Raw genomic sequence first — 17,984 nt, forward strand, 5'->3', positions numbered from 1 at the left:
GTGCGTTGTAATGGAATTCTGCACAAAGGAACTTGTCATGAGAGTATGCAAACAGCATCAGTCTATTATACATTTTATTTTCGTATCCGTATTTCTGATATTCACATTAATGAGTCAAGCTCACGCCCAAGGCAAAGTGATTGGTATTATCAGTGTTGATTGGGAGGGTAGAATATTAGATGAAAAAAATTTAGAAGCCATGGAAGCCTTTCGGGAAGATTATCCACATATTGGGCTACTCCACTTTCTAAATGCAGCATATTACACTAAGCCTAATGCTAATCCTTATGAAGTTACCAGGAAAATTAAGCGGGTACTGCGCAATAATGATGAGCATGGTCTACATATTCATGCCTGGCGCTCTCTTGTTGAATATGCAAATGTTACGTTCAGACGCTCTCCTAACTGGTCCTATTCAGGTCCAATATCACTTAATAGCTGTTATACCAGTGGTGACTGTGGTGCTAATGTACCCATCAGCGCTTATACAACTGACGAATTAAAAGATATTATCAGTGTCAGTAAACAAATCTTGATCAATAATGGTTTTAACCAACCTGTCAGTTTCCGTGCTGGTGGATGGATGGCAGAACCTAATGTAATCACTGCATTATCAGCCGAAGGCTTCTTATTTGACTCGTCCGCAACAGCGCCAGCATTACTAAAAGGAAGACGTTGGTCGGATCGATTATACAACTGGCTTAATGGCTTATGGACTACAATTACACCTGTATCACAACCCTATCTTATAGGCCCTGCATATTCCCCCCTATGGGAAATCCCCGATAATGGCATACTGGCTGACTATATTACAGGGCCAGAAATGTTAACTGTACTAAAACAAAATATTAAAAAGTGGCAACAAAATCCTCAACAAACTATTTATGTTTCCATCGGCTTTCATCAGGAAACTGCAGATAAGTATTTACACCGTATCCGTGATGCTGTTGATTTGTTCGAAGCATATACTGAAGAACAGCAAGTGCCTTTTGAGTGGATGCAGCTCCCACTCAATTCAGCCACTTTTTAAGTACCTCACTAACGTTGACTATTTAAATTAGAATTCGCTAGCGGTTCTTTTCAGAACAGGTTAGCGAATTTAATGATATTTTACTCAGTAAACATCAATTCAAAGCGTGCAATCACTTCGGAATCTTTTGTATGATGCTCACCTTTAATTTCACTGGACAGCTTCGCCATAAAGTCAATTAAATACTTTGCATTATGTATTGCTATTTTCCGACCTGTTGCGGTTTGCATTGTGTTAGGCAACTTCAATAGTTTCTGCTGAAAGTGATCAAGTGCATATTGACGATCATTGAGTTCACGAGTGTCTGCAAACAAATCACTCCCATCAAATAATGCCTGCCCCATTAACCCACCAACATAAAATACTCTTGCCAAACCAATAGCCCCTAAGGCTTCTATTCGATCAGCATCCTGAACAATCTTTGCTTCCAGCGTTGTTGGTTGTATTCCCGCGCTAAAACTATGGGCACAAATGGCATGTTCAACATCATCATAATAAGCCTTAGGAAAGTCACTAAAGTGTTCGGCTAAAATGGACAGCGTTTTTTGTGCAGCTAATGTCGATGATAAATGTCTATCAGGACTATTCTTAGGCAAATTAACAATATCATGGAAATAGCAAGCAGTAACAACTATCAGCTCGTTTCCCCCCTCTTCTTGCATAATTCCTTTCGCAGTATTCCATACCCGTTTTACATGGCTCAAATCATGTGATTTATCTTCAGCCTCATTTAATCGAGCTTGTAAATATTCAGTGAATCTATTTTCCCAATCTGTAATATTCAAGTGAGCTACCTGTTACTGATCTATCTTGAATTTGATCTCGTTACATTCAAAACATCAAAATGATGCTCAAATATTGTTCTGCATTTTTACATTAGCTATACTGTATATAATTACAGTATAGCTGACCTACCTATGACTATTGCACTCTGTGACGCTAATAACTTTTATGCCAGCTGTGAACGGGTATTCAGACCCGATTTAGCCAGTAAACCCATCGTTATCCTCAGTAATAATGATGGTTGTATTGTTGCTCGCTCAGCAGAAGCTAAAGCCTTAGGTATTGGTATGGGTATTCCTGTATTCAAAGCCCGCGATATCATTCAACAGCATCATGTTGCCGTATTCTCATCTAACTACAGTCTCTATGGGGCAATGTCTCAACGGCTGATGAGTATACTGGAAAGCTTCACACCTTATGTAGAGGTCTATTCTATCGATGAAGCCTTTCTGGACTTGACTAACCTCCATGAAAACTCCTCAAGTTCAATAGCTTATGGTCAGCAAATTCGCGCCACTTTAGCACAGTACTGTGGCCTCCCAATGAGTATTGGCATCGGCCCCACTAAAACCCTGGCAAAACTAGCCAACCATTATGCCAAACAACATCCTGAGTATAAGGGTGTGTATGAAGTCCAACCTGGCCAGGAAACCGTGCTACTCAAAGCAATGCCTTTGGGAGATGTATGGGGAGTTGGCCGTAAGTTAACCCATAAACTACAAACAATGGGCCTATCTACGGCTTATGACTTAGCATGCATTCCACCTAAAATGATTCGCAAACATTTCAATGTGCTGTTAGAACGCACTGTGAGAGAACTCAATGGTGAACCTTGTATTGGACTCATACATCAAGTCGCCAACAAGCAACAAATCATCTGTAGCCGATCATTCTCTAAGCGTGTTTTTAGTCTAGAAACCCTTCAGGAGGCTATCAGCAGCTATACGTCAAGAGCCGCCGAAAAGCTCCGTAGTCAAAGGTCTACAGCAAAAACTATTATGATTTTCATCAGAACCAGTCCTTTTGATCATCAAGGACAATATCGACACAGTGTATTTATACCATTACCTTATCCAACAATGGATTCTCGTTTACTAGTCCAAAGTGCATTAAAAGGTTTAAAAACAATTTATCGACCAGGGTTTGCTTATGCTAAAGCAGGTGTCATGCTTTGTGATTTAAGTGATACTTGCTTGGTTCAACATGATTTATTTTCAAAGCAATCCGATAGTACACGCGCATTACAACTCATGAACACCATTGATGCCATTAATAACCAATTTACCAATGGTCTTTTTTTAGCAAGCAATGGTATTCAACAAGCATGGCGTATGTCACGCTCACAGTTATCACCCAACTATTTAAATAACTGGAACCATATAAAACATGTATTGGTTAAATAAAAATACAGACCTAGAAAATATCAATTATTTCTCGGGTATGCTCATATAATTTAATAAATGTACCATCTACATTAATAGTAATCGCACCATCTCTTCCTAAAGGGACAACAACTCTTCCTCGAATATAGATTGAATCATCTAAAATATCACCTCTTGCAAGTTTTTTTTGCCATCCAGGTGGTAACGGCTTCCCACGGTTTACATTTTTTTGTAGCCCTGGAGGCAAACTATTATAGTTATCATGATGTTTGTCATTTTTAGCTAAGGCCAAACTAGTCATTAAATTTAAACAAACTGTTAGCAGTCCTATTAATAAATATTTCATCATGTATCACCTATAAACTATAGTCTTATAATGCTTTGTGATATTTCTTAACATTAAAGTGCTTTACAACTTTTTATTACCAAGTAATTACCTGTTAACGCCTTCATTAGAGCTAGCATCCGTCTAATAGTGAATCGTAAAAAAGTACAAAACCTGTTTGTACTAAGAATAGAATAAACTGCATGAGTCGTTCTGCCGATTACTTTCAATTAGCGGCCAACCAAGAAACATCTCTCATCATTTTTGCTACAAAGCTCAAGCTTTAGAGAGGCGAGTACAAGAAAAACATAACGCCATAGACTATCATTAACTATTCTGAAATATACAAATATATACAAAGACCATACTTTATAAGTAAATCCTTCATGATAGAATAAACGAATAACGTAATTTGCTTTTTACAGAGGTATAAGTATGTCAGGACAGGGTTCTGGCGGTAATGTCATAGCCGCATTGTGTAGCTTTTTCATCCCCGGCTTGGGTCAGCTAGTTCAGGGTCGTTTGTTAGCTGCCATTTTATTCTTCATTTTTACGGGTGGCGCTTATGGCTTATCATTTCTACTTATTCCTTTAGTTATTGCCATCCCATTACACATCTGGTGCATTATTGATGCAGCCACCTTCAAACCCTTAAGCTAATCAGAGTAGCAGATGCCAGGACGGCATCTACTTAACACGTTAGATAAGTTAAAGTAAGCTCTTACTCACGCCAATACTCAGGTCTATCAAGTGCATCAGCACATACAACCTTTGCTTCAAGTGAGTTTATAATTCCAGGTACTAATGACTGAACCATCCATGCATCAGCATGCTGTTCAGGTATTGGGTAAGGCGCTTGAAAGCCCTGACAACCTGCAGAGGAAAACCCATAACGTGGATAATAGTTTGGATGCCCTAACACAAATACGAGTTCAGTTTTTCTGTCCTTGAGTGTATCAAGTCCTTGTCTAATTAAATGTCCTCCAATACCTTGCTTTTGGTGGGAAGTAATTACCGCTAGAGGAGCAAGTAATACAGAAGACACTGCTTGATTTATGCCTGATAGATAGCATCTCGTAAATAAGATATGGCCTACGGCTAAATCATCAACAAAGGCTAAAAGTGACAAGCTTGGTTGAGCGCTTTGATCATTAAGCAAATTAACAACAAGCTCTGCTTCTTTATCATTACCAAAAGCAACCGTATGAATATGTATAATGTCTTCTATGTCTTCATTTTTTGACTCTCTAATATACATCTTATTAAAGTCCTTTGAACATTAACATAGAGCGATTATATTCTTAAATGATTAACGCTACTATCTGATACAATCATCAGCTAAGAACTAGCTCAAATGATAGATCAACTTAGTGAACATATTAACAATCAGGGTAAAAACAAATGACACTAACAAGGTCAAAAATCAGACAATACATTTTAGCAAAACCAGAAACTATAGAAGATTACCCTTTTGGGCCTGACGTAGCCGTTTTTAAAGTATTAGGAAAAATGTTCGCACTGCTTTCATCACAGGATGACATTATTAACCTTAATTTGAAATGCGACCCCATTGAAGCGATTCAACTACGAGATCTCTTTGAAGCCGTTAAACCTGGTTATCATATGAATAAGAAGCATTGGAATACAGTAATCATTGACGGATCACTGCCAAAAGGTGAAATAGAAAGAATGATTGATAACTCATACAGCTTAGTTGTCAAAGGGCTCAATAAAGCGACACGTACAAGCCTGGAACTCAGACATGGCAAAGCAGTCATTTATAAGACTTGATAATATCATATATCGTATACTGCGTTTAATAATGAGTGCCAATAGACAACAGCAACAGACAATACATTGTATTATCTACACCAAGTCCATAAAGTAATGTTAATACGCAGTAAAATATAATCTATCAGCACCATGAAAAAATACAGACGCTCAATCATTACCATTTGTATATTTGGCATATTTATTGGGTATCTGATCTTTGCCCATAAAGTTTCCTATTACATTAGCATATTATACGCTATTTTAAGTTTAGTTGCCTTTTTTATGTATAAGGTAGATAAATCTGCAGCAGAAAAAGGCAGCTGGCGAATCAGTGAAAATACTTTACAGCTACTTTCCATTCTTGGAGGTTGGCCAGGTGCAATGTTAGGTCAACAGGTATTTAATCATAAAACGAAAAAGAAGCCCTTTCAGGTTGTCTTTTGGTTTTCCATACTTCTTAATATAACTGTGCTAATTTTATTTTCAATTTATTCCCATCAAATTTTTCCTCTTTTTTAAGCTGTAGCAAAGCAAAATATATATCTGCCATAATAGCCGACTATTAATATGCTGTGATATACTGACCTAAGGCTAAAACATTAGGAAAATGAGTACACATATGCAGTTAAAGATTGCTGAGCTTGAAGACATTGATAGTACTTTAGCTCTTCATTATAAATACCAGATTGACTCTATTGAAGAACAGGACAAAGAAAGTGGATTTGTAACCACTGCATTCACAAAGGAACAGCTAACAAGTTTAGTAAAAGATGAACAAGGGTTATTTATTGCAAAAGATGGTGAAAATGTTATTGCTTATGTAATGGCGGCTTCTTGGAAGTTTTGGTCAAGCTGGCCTATGTTTGCTCATATGATTAAAGATTTACCCAATATAACATACCTTGGGCAAACACTTAGTACGGAAAATTCATATCAATACGGCCCTGTATGTGTCGATAAACACCTTCGAGGTAATGGCACTTTAGAAAAAATATTTCATTTCGCTAAAAAAGAAATGTCAAAGCGCTATCCAATACTTGTCACTTTTATTAATAAAATCAACACTCGATCTTTCGAAGCACACACTAGAAAACTGGGACTTGATGTTATTCAAGAGTTTAGCTATAACAACAACCACTATTACGAACTTGCCTGCCACACTCAGGAAAAGTGCTAAATGCACTTTCCCTAGCTTACCATAACAATCACTATATTTATTTTTTAGTTAATGTAGCAAACCATAGTTTAGATGCTATTGTTCCCTTCGACTCACTACTTTCTTTATTACAGAGCGCACCAATTAACTGGGGAGTATCATATTTTAAATTGACTTCGGTTTTAATCAGTATTCCATCTGAGTCTTTGTTTATTGTATGTAATGTAATACCTAATAATTTTTTATTATGATCTTCAGACTCAGTAAACAATTTCCCTGTAATAACCAACTTATTCCCATTTTTTGTTGTTGAATCAACATTAAAACTCTTGTCGGGATCAACATTAACAATAGTAATTAAGTGATTTTTCAATTTTTGATTAATTGCATTACTATCATCTAACAAAGCCTCTTCGCAAAGCTTTTCGCTACTCTCATTTATTTGATAAAACCTCAACACATCTGCCGATACAATCTGCGACAGCAAGGTAGCACTTATTAAAAATAATTTATATATTTTCATACTCTATCCATTTAACTTATATAAGTAAAGTTATATGCAATTGCCCTATTGCTATACTCAAGCAAGGAGTAATTATCCAATATATTTACTCTAAATTATGAAACCTGAATCAGGTAGTAAATACGCAAGATATGTAATTCATCATAACTGACTGCTTCACTACAAGCTTGATAAACAGGCTTTAATCGCTCAAACCCAAATTCTTTAAATAGTGAGAGCACTTGTTCTTTTTGCACTTTAGACAGCTCAGACAGTGTAAATAGCTCGTTATCCTGACGCAATTTACCTCCATCCATAATAAAGTGATATAGATGACTTAAAATGGTATTTCGAGTCACATTCAAGTCACTCTTTAACTGGTCAACTGTCTCTCCGTTATTATATCGTTCACTCACTAAAACATACTTACGAGTATCTATTTTACGTTTTTTTATTTTACTGAATTTTGATACATTTTTATGTTTTTCTTCAATATTATTTTTTGCACAGTAATGACTAATAATTTCTAAAAATGCTTCACCATACTTTTCAAACTTAGCATCACCAACCCCATGAATGGCTAACATACTTGTTTTATTTTGTGGATAATATATACACATTTCCTGAAGTGATTTATCAGAAAATATTGTGTATGGCGGCACATCCATTTTATCCGCTAATTCTTTTCGATATTGTCTTAATTGGCTAAACAGCAGTTGATCATAATTAAGCTCATCTAATAGCTTATTACTGCGATTAGCAGAAGACGTAAACCGTGCCCGTACAACTTTCTGTCCTCGCATAACCAGCCATGAGTTTGCGTTAAGCTTAAGGCCACCTAGTCGTAAGTCTTGAACAAGAACACCCTGCTGAATAAATTGTCTCGCAAGTAACATCCAGGTATCTTTGCTGTACTCTAACCCGATGTTGTAAGTCGATAACTGATGGTGGTTATTACTGATAACCTTAGCTGAATTCGAACCTCTAAGCACATCGACAATATAAGATGCACCAAAAATTTCACCTGTTCGCTTGACGCAAGATAAAAATTTTTGTGCAGCCACCGTGACATCAGTTTTAGGTGTTTTTTCAGAAAGACAGTTATCACATAGCTTACAATTATCAGTAGAGTAATCCTCACCAAAATAATTAATCAGTATTTCGCGTCTACAATTTTCCGTCTCAGCATACCCTATAATTGCTTGGAGGTGTGTAATAGCATGAGTTTGTTCATGCTCTGTCATCCGTTCAATAAAGTACCTGAGTTTTTGAATATCACTATAGCCAAATAACAACAAACATTGGGCTGGTAAACCATCTCGCCCAGCTCGCCCAATCTGCTGATAATACCCTTCTATGTTCTTGGGTAAATCATAATGCAAAATAAAGCGAATATTAGGCTTATTGATACCCATGCCAAATGCCACAGTAGCAACAATAATACTGACATCATCGCGAATAAACCTGTCCTGGTTTTTTGCCCGCTCTTCATCGCTAAGACCTGCGTGATAAGGCAAAACAGAGTGACCTTGATAGTGAAGATGGGCTGTTAGTTCATCAACTTGCCGTCGGGTTAAGCAGTAGATAATACCTGATTGTTGCTTAAAATTTTGCAGAAACTGTGATGTTTGTTGCAAAGGATTTTTTTTAGGTAACACTTGAAGAAATAGGTTCGTTCGATTGAAACTCGCAATGAACGTATTTTGATTATCTAAGTTCAGGTTATTGCATATATCTTTCTGAACCTGAGGCGTTGCTGTAGCAGTAAGTGCTACATAGACCGCATGAGGAAATATACTTCTTAACTGAAGGAGCTGACGATATTCAGGCCTAAACTCATGCCCCCACTCGGAAATACAGTGCGCTTCATCGATCGTAATACAGTCAATCTTAATCGTAGATAACAATGAGAGAATTTTTCTTTGTAAAAGCGTTTCTGGTGCTAAATAAATTAGCTTCACATCCTTACGCAGGATCATATCAATATTGTGCTGATACTCTTGAGCGCTCAAACTACTATTCAAAAAAACAGCACTCACACCCAGTTGTTTTAACTGCTCAACCTGGTCCTTCATCAAAGAAATCAAAGGAGATACAACAATCGTAATGCCAGAAAACAACAACGCAGGGATTTGATAACAAAGCGACTTACCTCCCCCTGTAGGCATGATAACAAGTGTGTCCTTACCAGATACGATATTGGTAATCACTTCCTGCTGTAATGGACGAAAGTTATCGTAACCAAATACATGCTTCAAAACATGTTGGGCTTGCTCAATCATAAGACTGTCAACAGAGATCCTTCATTACACACATTGCTACACAGGCTACGTAGAAGTTCTTCTCACAACATAGCATTTTCATTTGGCTATTATGCCACTCCTTACTAACCAAGCCAAAGTGATTATTTTTTATACACTTTCTGTTTTAGAACTAATGCTCGGGATATACCACTCTAGCCTTAGACTGAGAGTAATCAGTAATCCAACTAACGCTTCTGACTTATTTTAAAGTTTGACTTGACAAATTCTCTTCTTATCTATCTTCTATATTTGCAAATAAAGGATTTAACCAAAAAACGGAATAGCGACATGATTAAAAAACTAATCCCATTAGCATACTTAATCACTCAAGCGACATTCTCGATGGCATCAGATATTACCCGTATTGATAGCCAATTCTGTCCAAAAAACTATACCCATATCTCTTTGCAAGATGTAACCATTGAAAGAGAAAAGTATTGCCTTCTTCTTGATGATTGGGACATAGCTCGTTTGAATGAACATGCTTCATTATCAGGTCCTGGTTATGGCTGTAAAGTCATGAAAAATGACTCTCGACATTTAGGAACATCGTTATGTAAACAAATTGATCATGATGGGCCACAATCACCTATAGACAACATGTTGAAAGTCGCCTATGTAGAGGTAAATGATTATCCTGTTCGTGATGCAGGATGCTTCATCAAAGCTGACGATAAACCTTTGTTTGATATAGCAGTGATTTTTGCTGCCAATATTAACTACGATGGAAACAAAGCCTCACTGCATCTAAATCCACAGGTGACGGATCTGTTAGAAAACAATATTAACCAGGTCCGAGAACTTCAAGCGAAAGGAATCAAAGTTGTATTAGATGTACTTGGTAATCACCAAAATGCTGGTTGGTCTTGTTTCGCTAATATCCAGCAAGCTAGTGCATTTGCTGAGGTTCTCAAAAATGCTGTTGATAAGTATAAACTAGATGGGATTGATATTGATGATGAATACTCAAAGTGTAATCGTGAGTATGATGATTCCCTTATCAAAGTGACCAGCGCACTGCGTGAAGTTATGCCAAACAAAATTATTTCTAAAGCGCTTTTTCATGATCAACGCTATTTTAATGCGCAATGGCAAAATAAAAAACTTCATGAACAGCTGTCTTATGGTTGGGAAATGAGTTACTGGGCTTCTGGCTGTAATCGGATCGACGGCTATCTCAACTCAGGTATGTCAAAAGAAAAGCTTGGTATCGGAGTTTCTACTGTAATAACACCTACATCAACAGCTAAACAAATCTCAGCATGCTTAAAGTCTCGGCAACTTGGCGGAGGAATGATGGTTTTTAATGTTAATAGAAATTCTGAAACATTCTTACAAGCTATTTGGCCCGATGTAAAAACAGATCCACAATGCTTTAGTCAATAGTCTTCATACACCATTAATACCATTAGCTAATACATAACCCTGTTTAACAAATACCCTGAAGTAAAGGTTTAAAAAACGTATGAGTGATTGGAACACAGAAACAGCTGAGTGGTATGCCCACAAATATGGTGAATACCCTACAAATAAACTAGGTATTGAAGCTCTAAAACTACCAGATAATTCAATTGTGATTGATATCGGATGTGGCACCGGCTGTGCCTTAAGGCATGCCGCGAAACAAGTTACTCAAGGCATACTAATAGGCGTTGATCCAGTCCCTCGCATGATTGAGATTGCCCGCGAAAAAACGACGAGTGACTCAACGGCTAGTAACATTATATTTAAAGTAGGTAGCGCTGAAGACATACCGATTGAGAATAATTCAGCAGACTTTATATTGGCATTTGATTCTTTTGATCACTGGGAGAACCAACAGCAAGGCTTAAAAGAAATCCATCGAGTTCTTAAGCCTGATGGCCACTTTATTATTGTCAAAGATGGAGGTTTACCTAATAACACTGAAGCACGACAATCTTTCTTGGATATTTTAGAACACTCTACATTTAAAATAATTGAAGAGCAAACCATTGAGGATGATGAAGTATTGTTCACCCTGTGGATTTGTAAAAATGAATAATTAACCTCAAATAGTTAAACCATACTAAACATAAAAAGCCGATATATAGCTATCGGCTTTTTATGTTGGAAAAATCAGCATACTAACAGTTAAGAAAACGCTTACTCACACCAGTAGATCTTTGACTATAAAGTATACCCAAAAGCATTGTAAATAATAATAGTAAGAATGGAGACGGAGCACTTACAGCCACAATGAAGTGCATGGCATCAAATGTTATAATCTGTTCAGCTGCAGAAAGATCTGTAAAAGGAACATCAAAAAATACTTCATCTGGACCATTATACTCAAAAATGGATTCTGTTGCAGTTGACATATCTGTAAAATCACCTAATGAAATAGGTGAAATAACACCTGAGCCGAAATTCTGTACATCTAATGCACCTGTTGCCCCATCAAGCATTCTTGGTTTCAACAGCTACAATTAGGTAAAAACTTAAAACTATTCAATTGTTAAAAATATATATTGAGTGAGGAACAGTTAAATTACACAGCAACAGTTCTTAATTTCCTCACTTGACTTCAGTGTTTTTTTCAGATTTATATTCCGCTAAAAAATCAATATTTTGTTTATGCGCTGCCAAATGATAAACATCCATATTGATCTTTTTGTCTAAAGAAAGAAGTGCTTTTTCAGCTTCAACTGATTTATTCAAAGCAGCTAAGAGCAATACTGATGATAATTGCTGCGCCCTATCAACGCTTTTATCTACTTCTTTGATCATATTAATTGCTGCTTTTAGTGACTCCTTAGGAATTGTGGGCATTTGAAATATGTAACTTTTTTTAAATTTATTATTCTCAAGTGTGTATCGATAATGAGGGTATTGTTTCATACCCCATTTTTCACCAGCGGGCAATGGGAAGAATGTTTCAACACTAAGTCGTTCACCTTTCAAGGTAATATGTGTCGTTTGCTGTTTTGAAAACGAAAGTACCTTTTTTTTTGACTGAATGTCTACAACGTCATAATTAGAAGCTCGATACTCTTTAGAAGATACTTCATTACCTTTTCCACAAAATATATAAGCATTTACTTGTAAAAAAGGCTCCATTCCGGCTTTGTGTAAGTCTGATCCAGGACATGCTCCTGCTTCTGCACTCAATGCATAACAGTGCAATATAAAACCTATTACTATACCAAAAGATCTTAACATTGTGCTATTTCTGTACAATGTACAGCTCCCCAACATAATGATACTGCTCTTTAAACACTTAACTTGTTGTTAGAGTACAAACATAGTGAGAAGGTGCATTCTAAGGCCATTTTTTTAGATTTGCGCGACATGACTTCCATGTCTTTATTAGACCTAATCACTTAACCACATAACTTTATGAAACAATCAGCGTATCAATAGAAGTTTCATCACACTTGCCAGACCTCTCATCAACTACCTTAGTAGATATATACTAGGATGAAAATTGAGACGGCTTTACCCTAAGATGAGTCAATGTAATGGATACCAATACCCAAGAGATTCCAGAAACGTTATACCTATTAACTGAGGACACAACCCCTGACGATGTGGTCAAGCTTGTTGCTTCACACGCTCCTCAATCAACAATTCAAATTCTTCACGCACAAGACATAAACCAAGAATGGCTTGGACAGTGTCCTGCTCACACGCTATTAATCTTATATTTACCGGATAGTCTTTTAAAGCAAATCATTACTCAGGTAAACGGCAGCAACTGTACTATTAGCATCCTGCCTCATCCAGACTCACCAAATGCAGTGGTTGGCTACGGCTTATCAAGTAAAATGGCAGATGCTGTACATGATATCTTTAACCAAGATCCACATCTCATTGACTTATTAATATGTAATAGTGAGGTTGTACTCAACTCCGTTGAAATTGGCGACTTCTTAGGCCTCAAGCCTGTTAATATTGGAAGTGGTTCACTCTTTGATCGTCTAAAAGTTTTTTTTCAACAGTGGAGAAAGCTTTTAATTAAACAACCTTTCAAAGTGACACTGGTAACTCAAAAAGAAAAAACCATCTCCACTGCTGTATTAGCAATATCTATCGTTGAACATGCTCGTAATACGCGTTACATCCAAGAATTGATTGGTGAAACAAATATCAATGATGGTTTATTTCACACATTTCTTTTTTCACCGCGTAGTATACGAGAACTGATATTTGGCATGTTCTGTATAGCGATCAAACCCTCCAGTAAATTACCTGAATTTATTGGTCACATTAAAGCAGGTGCGCTCAATATTACTTGTGATTGTAACATTAATTACAGAATCGATAATCAAACAGCTCAAGCTGAGGCTCTACAACTGGGTATTATTCCTCGAGCCATCAACCTGATTCCTGGTAAGTACTTAACCATTGATAAATCAGCTGCAACCCAAAAAGAAAGTTATCGAGTTCAGCATTTGCCTACTGGCGATACTGTGAATGAATTAATAGCCAAACACCTCCCCTGGCATTTGCACGCAGGAACAGATGAGTTCCGAGATATTTATAGCGCCCTCAAAGACAATGCTACATTATCAGCCAATTATTTAACCCTAATGGTTTTATCCACTTTACTTGCTACAGTGGGTTTATTTGCAAACGCCGCTGCAGTGCTTATTGGTGCCATGTTGCTTGCCCCCTTAATGGGTCCTATTATTTCAGCTGCAATGGGTGTTGTCCGTCAAGACTTCAGTTTAATTTCACTAAGTTGCAAGGCTTTGCTAGCAGGTTTATCGTTAGCCCTTTTTTTCAGTGTGTTACTAACGCTCATAATCCCATTACAATTTATTACCACAGAAATGGCGGCTAGAACTTCACCAACGCTTTTAGATTTAGGTGTCGCAATTATTTCAGGCATTGCAGGTGCTTATGCCCATGCCAGAGCAGAAGTCGCTAAAAGTCTTGCGGGTGTCGCCATCGCCGTCGCACTTATTCCACCTATTGCCACAACAGGCATTGGTATTGGTTGGCTTGATTGGACTGTTGTTTCTGGTTCGTTCCTACTTTTTCTTACTAACTTGGCAGGTATTGTACTCGCAGCAGCAGCTACTTTTTTCTGGCTAGGATTTTCACCCTTTACCCGGGCGAAAAAAGGACTACTGTTTTCGATTTTATTAACATGCTTTGTTGCTATTCCATTAGCTACAAGCTTTTATAAAATTGTTCAAAAAAATCGATGGGAAATGGAATTATCAACCATTCCTCTAAATAATGCTGACTTACGAAACATCGTCATAAGGCGGAGTGAGCCTTTATCGGTACACTTTGAACTAGTTACCAATCAACCGCCTAAAAAAGAGATGCTTGCATCAATCAAAAAAATGATGGAGGAAAAAATACAGCAACCATTACAAATTGAAATGATGGTTGTTATTAAATTTTAGTTTATTGGTACTTAAAACAAATAATTTAAATAAAACTGCACTCAAGCAAAAGTTGAGTGCAGATATTCACTAATAATTAGTGGGGCATTGGCGGCTCAACAATAAGGATACCAGCCATTATGTCATCTAAGATTTGTATATGTTCGAGCGCTTTTTCTTCGCTGAGGGCAGTTGTTGGTCCACAAGGAAATACTGACGCCGTATATTTGTCAAATGCTTCTGTTTGCTCAACTTTAGCATGTACAATATACGTTTTACCTTTTTCAAATGGGTACTGACTTTTAAATAAGTCTCCTCCAAATTCAGACTTTAACGTAAGTGTTAAATCTCCCGTCTTTTTACCCATTTGTGTTTCAAATGAGGTATTATTATAGAGCGTGTTTTCTACTAAAAATTGAACCTTTTGCTCCCTCCGAAAAACACCAGTATCATCATACCCTTCTTTAATCAATTCAGTAGATTTTACGGTACCAATGAATGCAATATTAGCATGCTCAAGCGCCATCATTACTGAGAGAGGATTCGCTTGCCACGCTGACATAGTACTGGGTGCGTCAGCTATACAGTATTGTGAATACGGGTTATCATTAGCAATAACTACAGAAGAAAAACCTAAAACAGTTGAAAGTGTTAGTGTGGCTAATTTTTTGAACATTAAATTATTCCTTTTTATATCGTTCACTATAAGTAGAAGCGTTATAAATCACATTCATCCTGAATGACCAAAACGTCACTATTAGAATTGTATTTATCTTAAAAATCAATAGGCAACTTTCAGCTCATTGCCTTATTAGCATGCTTTATACTTTCTTCGACTAGTATTCATTACTTGGTGCTGTTAATTTAATACACTGTCAGCATATGGGCACCTTATAAACTCATGTAGACGTGTTATAGTCAGTTAAAATAGCGAATAAGCCCGCCTACAAGTGCTGTTCTCTCCCAAGGTATATAGTGCAGTTCTAATATTTATAGATTATGGTTGTACAATGGATATTACTTACAAGATAAATGCAACAGTGGCTGTAGAGCAATTTATAAACCTATTGAATAATACAACATTAGGAGAGAGAAGGCCTGTAGATGACCATGAATGCATACAAGGTATGCTAAAAAACAGTAACTTAATTATCTCTGCCTGGATTCATGATCAGTTAGTTGGTATTGCTCGCTCAGTGACAGATTTTAACTATGCTTGTTATTTGTCAGATTTAGCCATAGATGAAAAATATCAACGATTTGGAATGGGTAAACAACTTATTACATTAACACAAGCGCAATTAGGACCACGCTGTAAAGTCATTCTATTAGCAGCGCCGGCCGCTCGGGAATATTACAAACATATTGGTTTTACACATAATGAATATTGTTGGACACTTGAGCGCCATCAGACAGTTACCAGCTTAGCTAACAAGTAAATTCATTGACATCTTTTTATCGATTACTTGCCATTTTATCTACTAAAAAACCATAGAAATACTTTAAATACAGATATAAAAAAGCCCCATCATTGGATGGGGCAAATTACCATAATAGTTTATGGCAGTAAGGGTTAACGACTAAAACTATACTTTTACTGGCTTCTTCATTAGCCAGATTCCATAGGTACATGCAGTAATTAATGAACCAATACCAATTATTGCAGAGTACATTAAAACACTATTAACCGCATTTGGAATAAAGAACACAAAGATACCGCCATGTGGTGCCATAAGGGTTGCCCCTATCCACATTGAAAGGGCACCAGTCACGACGCCGCCCGCTATACAGCTAGGAATAACCCGCAGTGGATCTTTTGCAGCAAATGGAATCGCACCTTCAGATATAAAGCAGAGTCCTAAAACAAATGAAGCTTTACCCGCTTCATGTTCTGTATCAGAAAAACGTTTACGGAAAATAAAGGTGGCCAATCCCATACCAATAGCAGGTACCATTCCAGCAGCCATTATGGCAGCCATAGGTAAATAGGTTTTACTGGCCAATAAACCCACACCAAAAGTATAAGCAGCTTTATTCACTGGACCACCTAAATCAAAACACATCATGGCACCTAAAAGCGCACCTAATAACACAGCATTACCCGCTTCCATATTTGCCAGAAAATCTGTCATAAATGCCATAATGCTGGCAACAGGCGTACCCACCACATAGATCATAATTAATCCTGTGGCTAGTGTTGCTAAAAATGGAATAATCAAGATAGGTTTTAAGGCAGATAAGGTATCGGGCAATTTAACTTTTTCATTAATCCAGCGTGCAATATAACCCGCTATAAAACCGGCGACGATCCCCCCTAAAAATCCAGAATTTAACGAGCTTGCCAACATACCGCCCACCAAACCAGGTGCAAGCCCAGGTCGATCGGCTATGGAAAAGGCAATATAAGCTGCAAGAACAGGAATCATCAACGCAAAAGCTGAACCACCACCAATTTGCATCAGCGCTGCGGCTAACGTGCCTTCTTCTTTAAATGCTTCGATACCAAATACAAATGACAACGCAATAATTAAACCACCCGCTACAACGACGGGTAACATAAAAGAAACACCTGTCATCAGGTGTTTATATAAACCTTTAGCTGACTTTTTATCTTCTTTTTGAGGTGTGGCTGCTGCACTGCCAACAGCTACTTCACCTCCTAAGATGCTTGCTTCTTTTTCTGCTTTTTCAAAAACTTGCTTGCTCTGTTTTAATGCTAAACCGGTTGAAGTATGGTAAACACGTTTTCCGACAAAACGTTGGGTATCAACTTCAATGTCAGTTGCTAATATTACTAAATCAGCAGCCGCAATTTCTTCATCCGTTAACGTATTTTTTGCCCCAACGGAACCTCTTGTTTCAATTTTTACTTCATATCCAAGAGATTTACCGGTACTGGTAAGTGCTTCTGCAGCCATAAATGTATGGGCAACACCTGTAGGACACGCTGTTATACCTACAATTTTAAGCGGTGCGGATGCAGAATTATTTTGGTGCGTTTTTTCTCGAGTAGCGACGGTATTGCTATCACGATGCTGTTCATTAACACTAGGCGATTCCTGTTGTGTGGTAGCCTGTTTTACTGCATTCTTCAACCAAGCTTCTGGAGCAGCCAACACCCCCTCAATCGAACCTTGATAAACAGGTAAACCCTCTAAGTGCGACAAGTCTGTTCCACCATCCCCAGCCACAATGACACAGTCTACTTGTTTTAATTGCTCTAGAGGTAATGGCTCAAATGGACGTAAATGACTTCGACTTTCCAGTAATACTTCCCAACCTAACTTATTAGCGGTCTGCTGAATAGCATCTGCCGCTAGAAAGGTATTAATAACGCCACCCGGGCAATACGTTATTACTGCTATTTTCATCG

Annotated in this window: 19 protein-coding genes; 10 read left to right on the forward strand and 9 right to left on the reverse strand. The window is 37.4% G+C overall.

The window, feature by feature from the left end; translation table 11 throughout:
• Positions 1-37: 37 nt before the first annotated feature.
• Positions 38-1,030, forward strand: coding sequence for a hypothetical protein (locus ACQ96U_RS16915; RefSeq protein WP_431722440.1), 993 nt, complete (start codon positions 38-40; stop codon positions 1,028-1,030).
• Positions 1,031-1,110: 80 nt separating this feature from the next.
• Here ACQ96U_RS16915 and ACQ96U_RS16920 read toward each other — a convergent pair whose 3' ends face one another.
• Entirely contained in the window at positions 1,111-1,815 is a 705-nt protein-coding gene (locus ACQ96U_RS16920) for a phosphohydrolase (protein WP_431722441.1), read from the reverse strand.
• Positions 1,816-1,947: 132 nt separating this feature from the next.
• Here ACQ96U_RS16920 and ACQ96U_RS16925 point away from each other — a divergent pair, with 132 nt between their 5' ends.
• Entirely contained in the window at positions 1,948-3,216 is a 1,269-nt protein-coding gene (locus ACQ96U_RS16925) for a Y-family DNA polymerase (RefSeq protein WP_431722442.1), read from the forward strand.
• Positions 3,217-3,226: 10 nt separating this feature from the next.
• Here ACQ96U_RS16925 and ACQ96U_RS16930 read toward each other — a convergent pair whose 3' ends face one another.
• Positions 3,227-3,544 (reverse strand): hypothetical protein, encoded by a 318-nt coding sequence (locus ACQ96U_RS16930; protein WP_431722443.1) that lies wholly within the window; start codon positions 3,542-3,544, stop codon positions 3,227-3,229.
• 411 nt (positions 3,545-3,955) lie between these two features.
• Here ACQ96U_RS16930 and ACQ96U_RS16935 point away from each other — a divergent pair, with 411 nt between their 5' ends.
• The gene (locus ACQ96U_RS16935; protein WP_431722444.1) at positions 3,956-4,180 is read left to right on the forward strand and encodes a hypothetical protein; all 225 of its coding nucleotides are present in this window, start codon (positions 3,956-3,958) and stop codon (positions 4,178-4,180) included.
• Positions 4,181-4,241: 61 nt separating this feature from the next.
• Here ACQ96U_RS16935 and ACQ96U_RS16940 read toward each other — a convergent pair whose 3' ends face one another.
• Positions 4,242-4,778: a GNAT family N-acetyltransferase gene (locus tag ACQ96U_RS16940; RefSeq protein WP_431722445.1), complete on the reverse strand. Its 537-nt coding sequence runs from the start codon at positions 4,776-4,778 to the stop codon at positions 4,242-4,244.
• A gap of 143 nt (positions 4,779-4,921) precedes the next feature.
• On the opposite strand from ACQ96U_RS16940, the gene ACQ96U_RS16945 reads away from it, so the two are divergent.
• The 3 genes from ACQ96U_RS16945 (at position 4,922) to ACQ96U_RS16955 (ending at position 6,470) form a co-directional block, all read left to right on the forward strand.
• Positions 4,922-5,311 (forward strand): MmcQ/YjbR family DNA-binding protein, encoded by a 390-nt coding sequence (locus ACQ96U_RS16945; RefSeq protein ID WP_431722446.1) that lies wholly within the window; start codon positions 4,922-4,924, stop codon positions 5,309-5,311.
• A 132-nt stretch (positions 5,312-5,443) separates the two neighbouring features.
• The gene (locus tag ACQ96U_RS16950) at positions 5,444-5,812 is read left to right on the forward strand and encodes a DUF1294 domain-containing protein (protein WP_431722447.1); all 369 of its coding nucleotides are present in this window, start codon (positions 5,444-5,446) and stop codon (positions 5,810-5,812) included.
• A gap of 100 nt (positions 5,813-5,912) precedes the next feature.
• Complete coding sequence (locus ACQ96U_RS16955) at positions 5,913-6,470, forward strand: hypothetical protein (RefSeq protein WP_431722448.1); 558 nt, start codon at positions 5,913-5,915, stop codon at positions 6,468-6,470.
• A gap of 37 nt (positions 6,471-6,507) precedes the next feature.
• On the opposite strand, the gene ACQ96U_RS16960 is transcribed toward ACQ96U_RS16955, so the two are convergent.
• A complete protein-coding gene (locus ACQ96U_RS16960; RefSeq protein WP_431722449.1) occupies positions 6,508-6,972 on the reverse strand; it encodes a hypothetical protein in 465 nt (154 codons plus the stop codon).
• A 95-nt stretch (positions 6,973-7,067) separates the two neighbouring features.
• Complete coding sequence (recQ, locus tag ACQ96U_RS16965) at positions 7,068-9,233, reverse strand: DNA helicase RecQ (RefSeq protein ID WP_431722450.1); 2,166 nt, start codon at positions 9,231-9,233, stop codon at positions 7,068-7,070.
• 309 nt (positions 9,234-9,542) lie between these two features.
• Between recQ and ACQ96U_RS16970 the strand changes: the two genes are divergently transcribed.
• Positions 9,543-10,640, forward strand: a complete 1,098-nt coding sequence (locus ACQ96U_RS16970) for a glycosyl hydrolase family 18 protein (RefSeq protein WP_431722451.1) — start codon at positions 9,543-9,545, stop codon at positions 10,638-10,640.
• A 79-nt stretch (positions 10,641-10,719) separates the two neighbouring features.
• Complete coding sequence (locus tag ACQ96U_RS16975) at positions 10,720-11,277, forward strand: class I SAM-dependent methyltransferase (RefSeq protein ID WP_431722452.1); 558 nt, start codon at positions 10,720-10,722, stop codon at positions 11,275-11,277.
• An 82-nt stretch (positions 11,278-11,359) separates the two neighbouring features.
• Here the strand turns inward: ACQ96U_RS16975 and ACQ96U_RS16980 are convergent, their stop codons facing one another.
• Both ACQ96U_RS16980 and ACQ96U_RS16985 read right to left on the reverse strand, forming a co-directional pair.
• Complete coding sequence (locus ACQ96U_RS16980; protein ID WP_431722453.1) at positions 11,360-11,680, reverse strand: hypothetical protein; 321 nt, start codon at positions 11,678-11,680, stop codon at positions 11,360-11,362.
• Positions 11,681-11,789: 109 nt separating this feature from the next.
• Positions 11,790-12,434 carry a hypothetical protein gene (locus ACQ96U_RS16985; RefSeq protein ID WP_431722454.1) on the reverse strand — a complete coding sequence of 215 codons (645 nt, stop codon included), beginning with the start codon at positions 12,432-12,434 and terminating at the stop codon, positions 11,790-11,792.
• A 299-nt stretch (positions 12,435-12,733) separates the two neighbouring features.
• Between ACQ96U_RS16985 and ACQ96U_RS16990 the strand changes: the two genes are divergently transcribed.
• Positions 12,734-14,632 carry a TIGR00341 family protein gene (locus tag ACQ96U_RS16990; RefSeq protein ID WP_431722455.1) on the forward strand — a complete coding sequence of 633 codons (1,899 nt, stop codon included), beginning with the start codon at positions 12,734-12,736 and terminating at the stop codon, positions 14,630-14,632.
• 76 nt (positions 14,633-14,708) lie between these two features.
• On the opposite strand, the gene ACQ96U_RS16995 is transcribed toward ACQ96U_RS16990, so the two are convergent.
• Positions 14,709-15,287, reverse strand: coding sequence for a hypothetical protein (locus tag ACQ96U_RS16995; RefSeq protein ID WP_431722456.1), 579 nt, complete (start codon positions 15,285-15,287; stop codon positions 14,709-14,711).
• A gap of 334 nt (positions 15,288-15,621) precedes the next feature.
• On the opposite strand from ACQ96U_RS16995, the gene ACQ96U_RS17000 reads away from it, so the two are divergent.
• On the forward strand, positions 15,622-16,050 hold the full coding sequence (locus ACQ96U_RS17000; protein WP_431722457.1) for a GNAT family N-acetyltransferase: 429 nt from the start codon (positions 15,622-15,624) through the stop codon (positions 16,048-16,050).
• Positions 16,051-16,197: 147 nt separating this feature from the next.
• Here the strand turns inward: ACQ96U_RS17000 and ACQ96U_RS17005 are convergent, their stop codons facing one another.
• Positions 16,198-17,982, reverse strand: coding sequence for a PTS fructose-like transporter subunit IIB (locus tag ACQ96U_RS17005; protein ID WP_431722458.1), 1,785 nt, complete (start codon positions 17,980-17,982; stop codon positions 16,198-16,200).
• Between the last annotated feature and the right edge of the window lie 2 nt (positions 17,983-17,984).

Source organism: Zooshikella sp. RANM57, assembly GCF_050749885.1.
Lineage (GTDB): Bacteria > Pseudomonadota > Gammaproteobacteria > Pseudomonadales > Zooshikellaceae > Zooshikella.

Excerpts from the sequence above, each read along its gene's own strand:
- ACQ96U_RS16915 (WP_431722440.1), top strand. The coding sequence starts at position 38 with ATGAGAGTATGCAAACAGCATCAGTCTATTATACATTTTATTTTCGTA.
- ACQ96U_RS16925 (WP_431722442.1), top strand. The coding sequence starts at position 1,948 with ATGACTATTGCACTCTGTGACGCTAATAACTTTTATGCCAGCTGTGAA.
- ACQ96U_RS16930 (WP_431722443.1), bottom strand. The coding sequence starts at position 3,544 with ATGATGAAATATTTATTAATAGGACTGCTAACAGTTTGTTTAAATTTA.
- ACQ96U_RS16935 (WP_431722444.1), top strand. The coding sequence starts at position 3,956 with ATGTCAGGACAGGGTTCTGGCGGTAATGTCATAGCCGCATTGTGTAGC.
- ACQ96U_RS16940 (WP_431722445.1), bottom strand. The coding sequence starts at position 4,778 with ATGTATATTAGAGAGTCAAAAAATGAAGACATAGAAGACATTATACAT.
- ACQ96U_RS16945 (WP_431722446.1), top strand. The coding sequence starts at position 4,922 with ATGACACTAACAAGGTCAAAAATCAGACAATACATTTTAGCAAAACCA.
- ACQ96U_RS16950 (WP_431722447.1), top strand. The coding sequence starts at position 5,444 with ATGAAAAAATACAGACGCTCAATCATTACCATTTGTATATTTGGCATA.
- ACQ96U_RS16955 (WP_431722448.1), top strand. The coding sequence starts at position 5,913 with ATGCAGTTAAAGATTGCTGAGCTTGAAGACATTGATAGTACTTTAGCT.
- ACQ96U_RS16960 (WP_431722449.1), bottom strand. The coding sequence starts at position 6,972 with ATGAAAATATATAAATTATTTTTAATAAGTGCTACCTTGCTGTCGCAG.
- recQ (WP_431722450.1), bottom strand. The coding sequence starts at position 9,233 with ATGATTGAGCAAGCCCAACATGTTTTGAAGCATGTATTTGGTTACGAT.
- ACQ96U_RS16970 (WP_431722451.1), top strand. The coding sequence starts at position 9,543 with ATGATTAAAAAACTAATCCCATTAGCATACTTAATCACTCAAGCGACA.
- ACQ96U_RS16975 (WP_431722452.1), top strand. The coding sequence starts at position 10,720 with ATGAGTGATTGGAACACAGAAACAGCTGAGTGGTATGCCCACAAATAT.
- ACQ96U_RS16980 (WP_431722453.1), bottom strand. The coding sequence starts at position 11,680 with ATGCTTGATGGGGCAACAGGTGCATTAGATGTACAGAATTTCGGCTCA.
- ACQ96U_RS16985 (WP_431722454.1), bottom strand. The coding sequence starts at position 12,434 with ATGTTAAGATCTTTTGGTATAGTAATAGGTTTTATATTGCACTGTTAT.
- ACQ96U_RS16990 (WP_431722455.1), top strand. The coding sequence starts at position 12,734 with ATGGATACCAATACCCAAGAGATTCCAGAAACGTTATACCTATTAACT.
- ACQ96U_RS16995 (WP_431722456.1), bottom strand. The coding sequence starts at position 15,287 with ATGTTCAAAAAATTAGCCACACTAACACTTTCAACTGTTTTAGGTTTT.
- ACQ96U_RS17000 (WP_431722457.1), top strand. The coding sequence starts at position 15,622 with ATGGATATTACTTACAAGATAAATGCAACAGTGGCTGTAGAGCAATTT.
- ACQ96U_RS17005 (WP_431722458.1), bottom strand. The coding sequence starts at position 17,982 with ATGAAAATAGCAGTAATAACGTATTGCCCGGGTGGCGTTATTAATACC.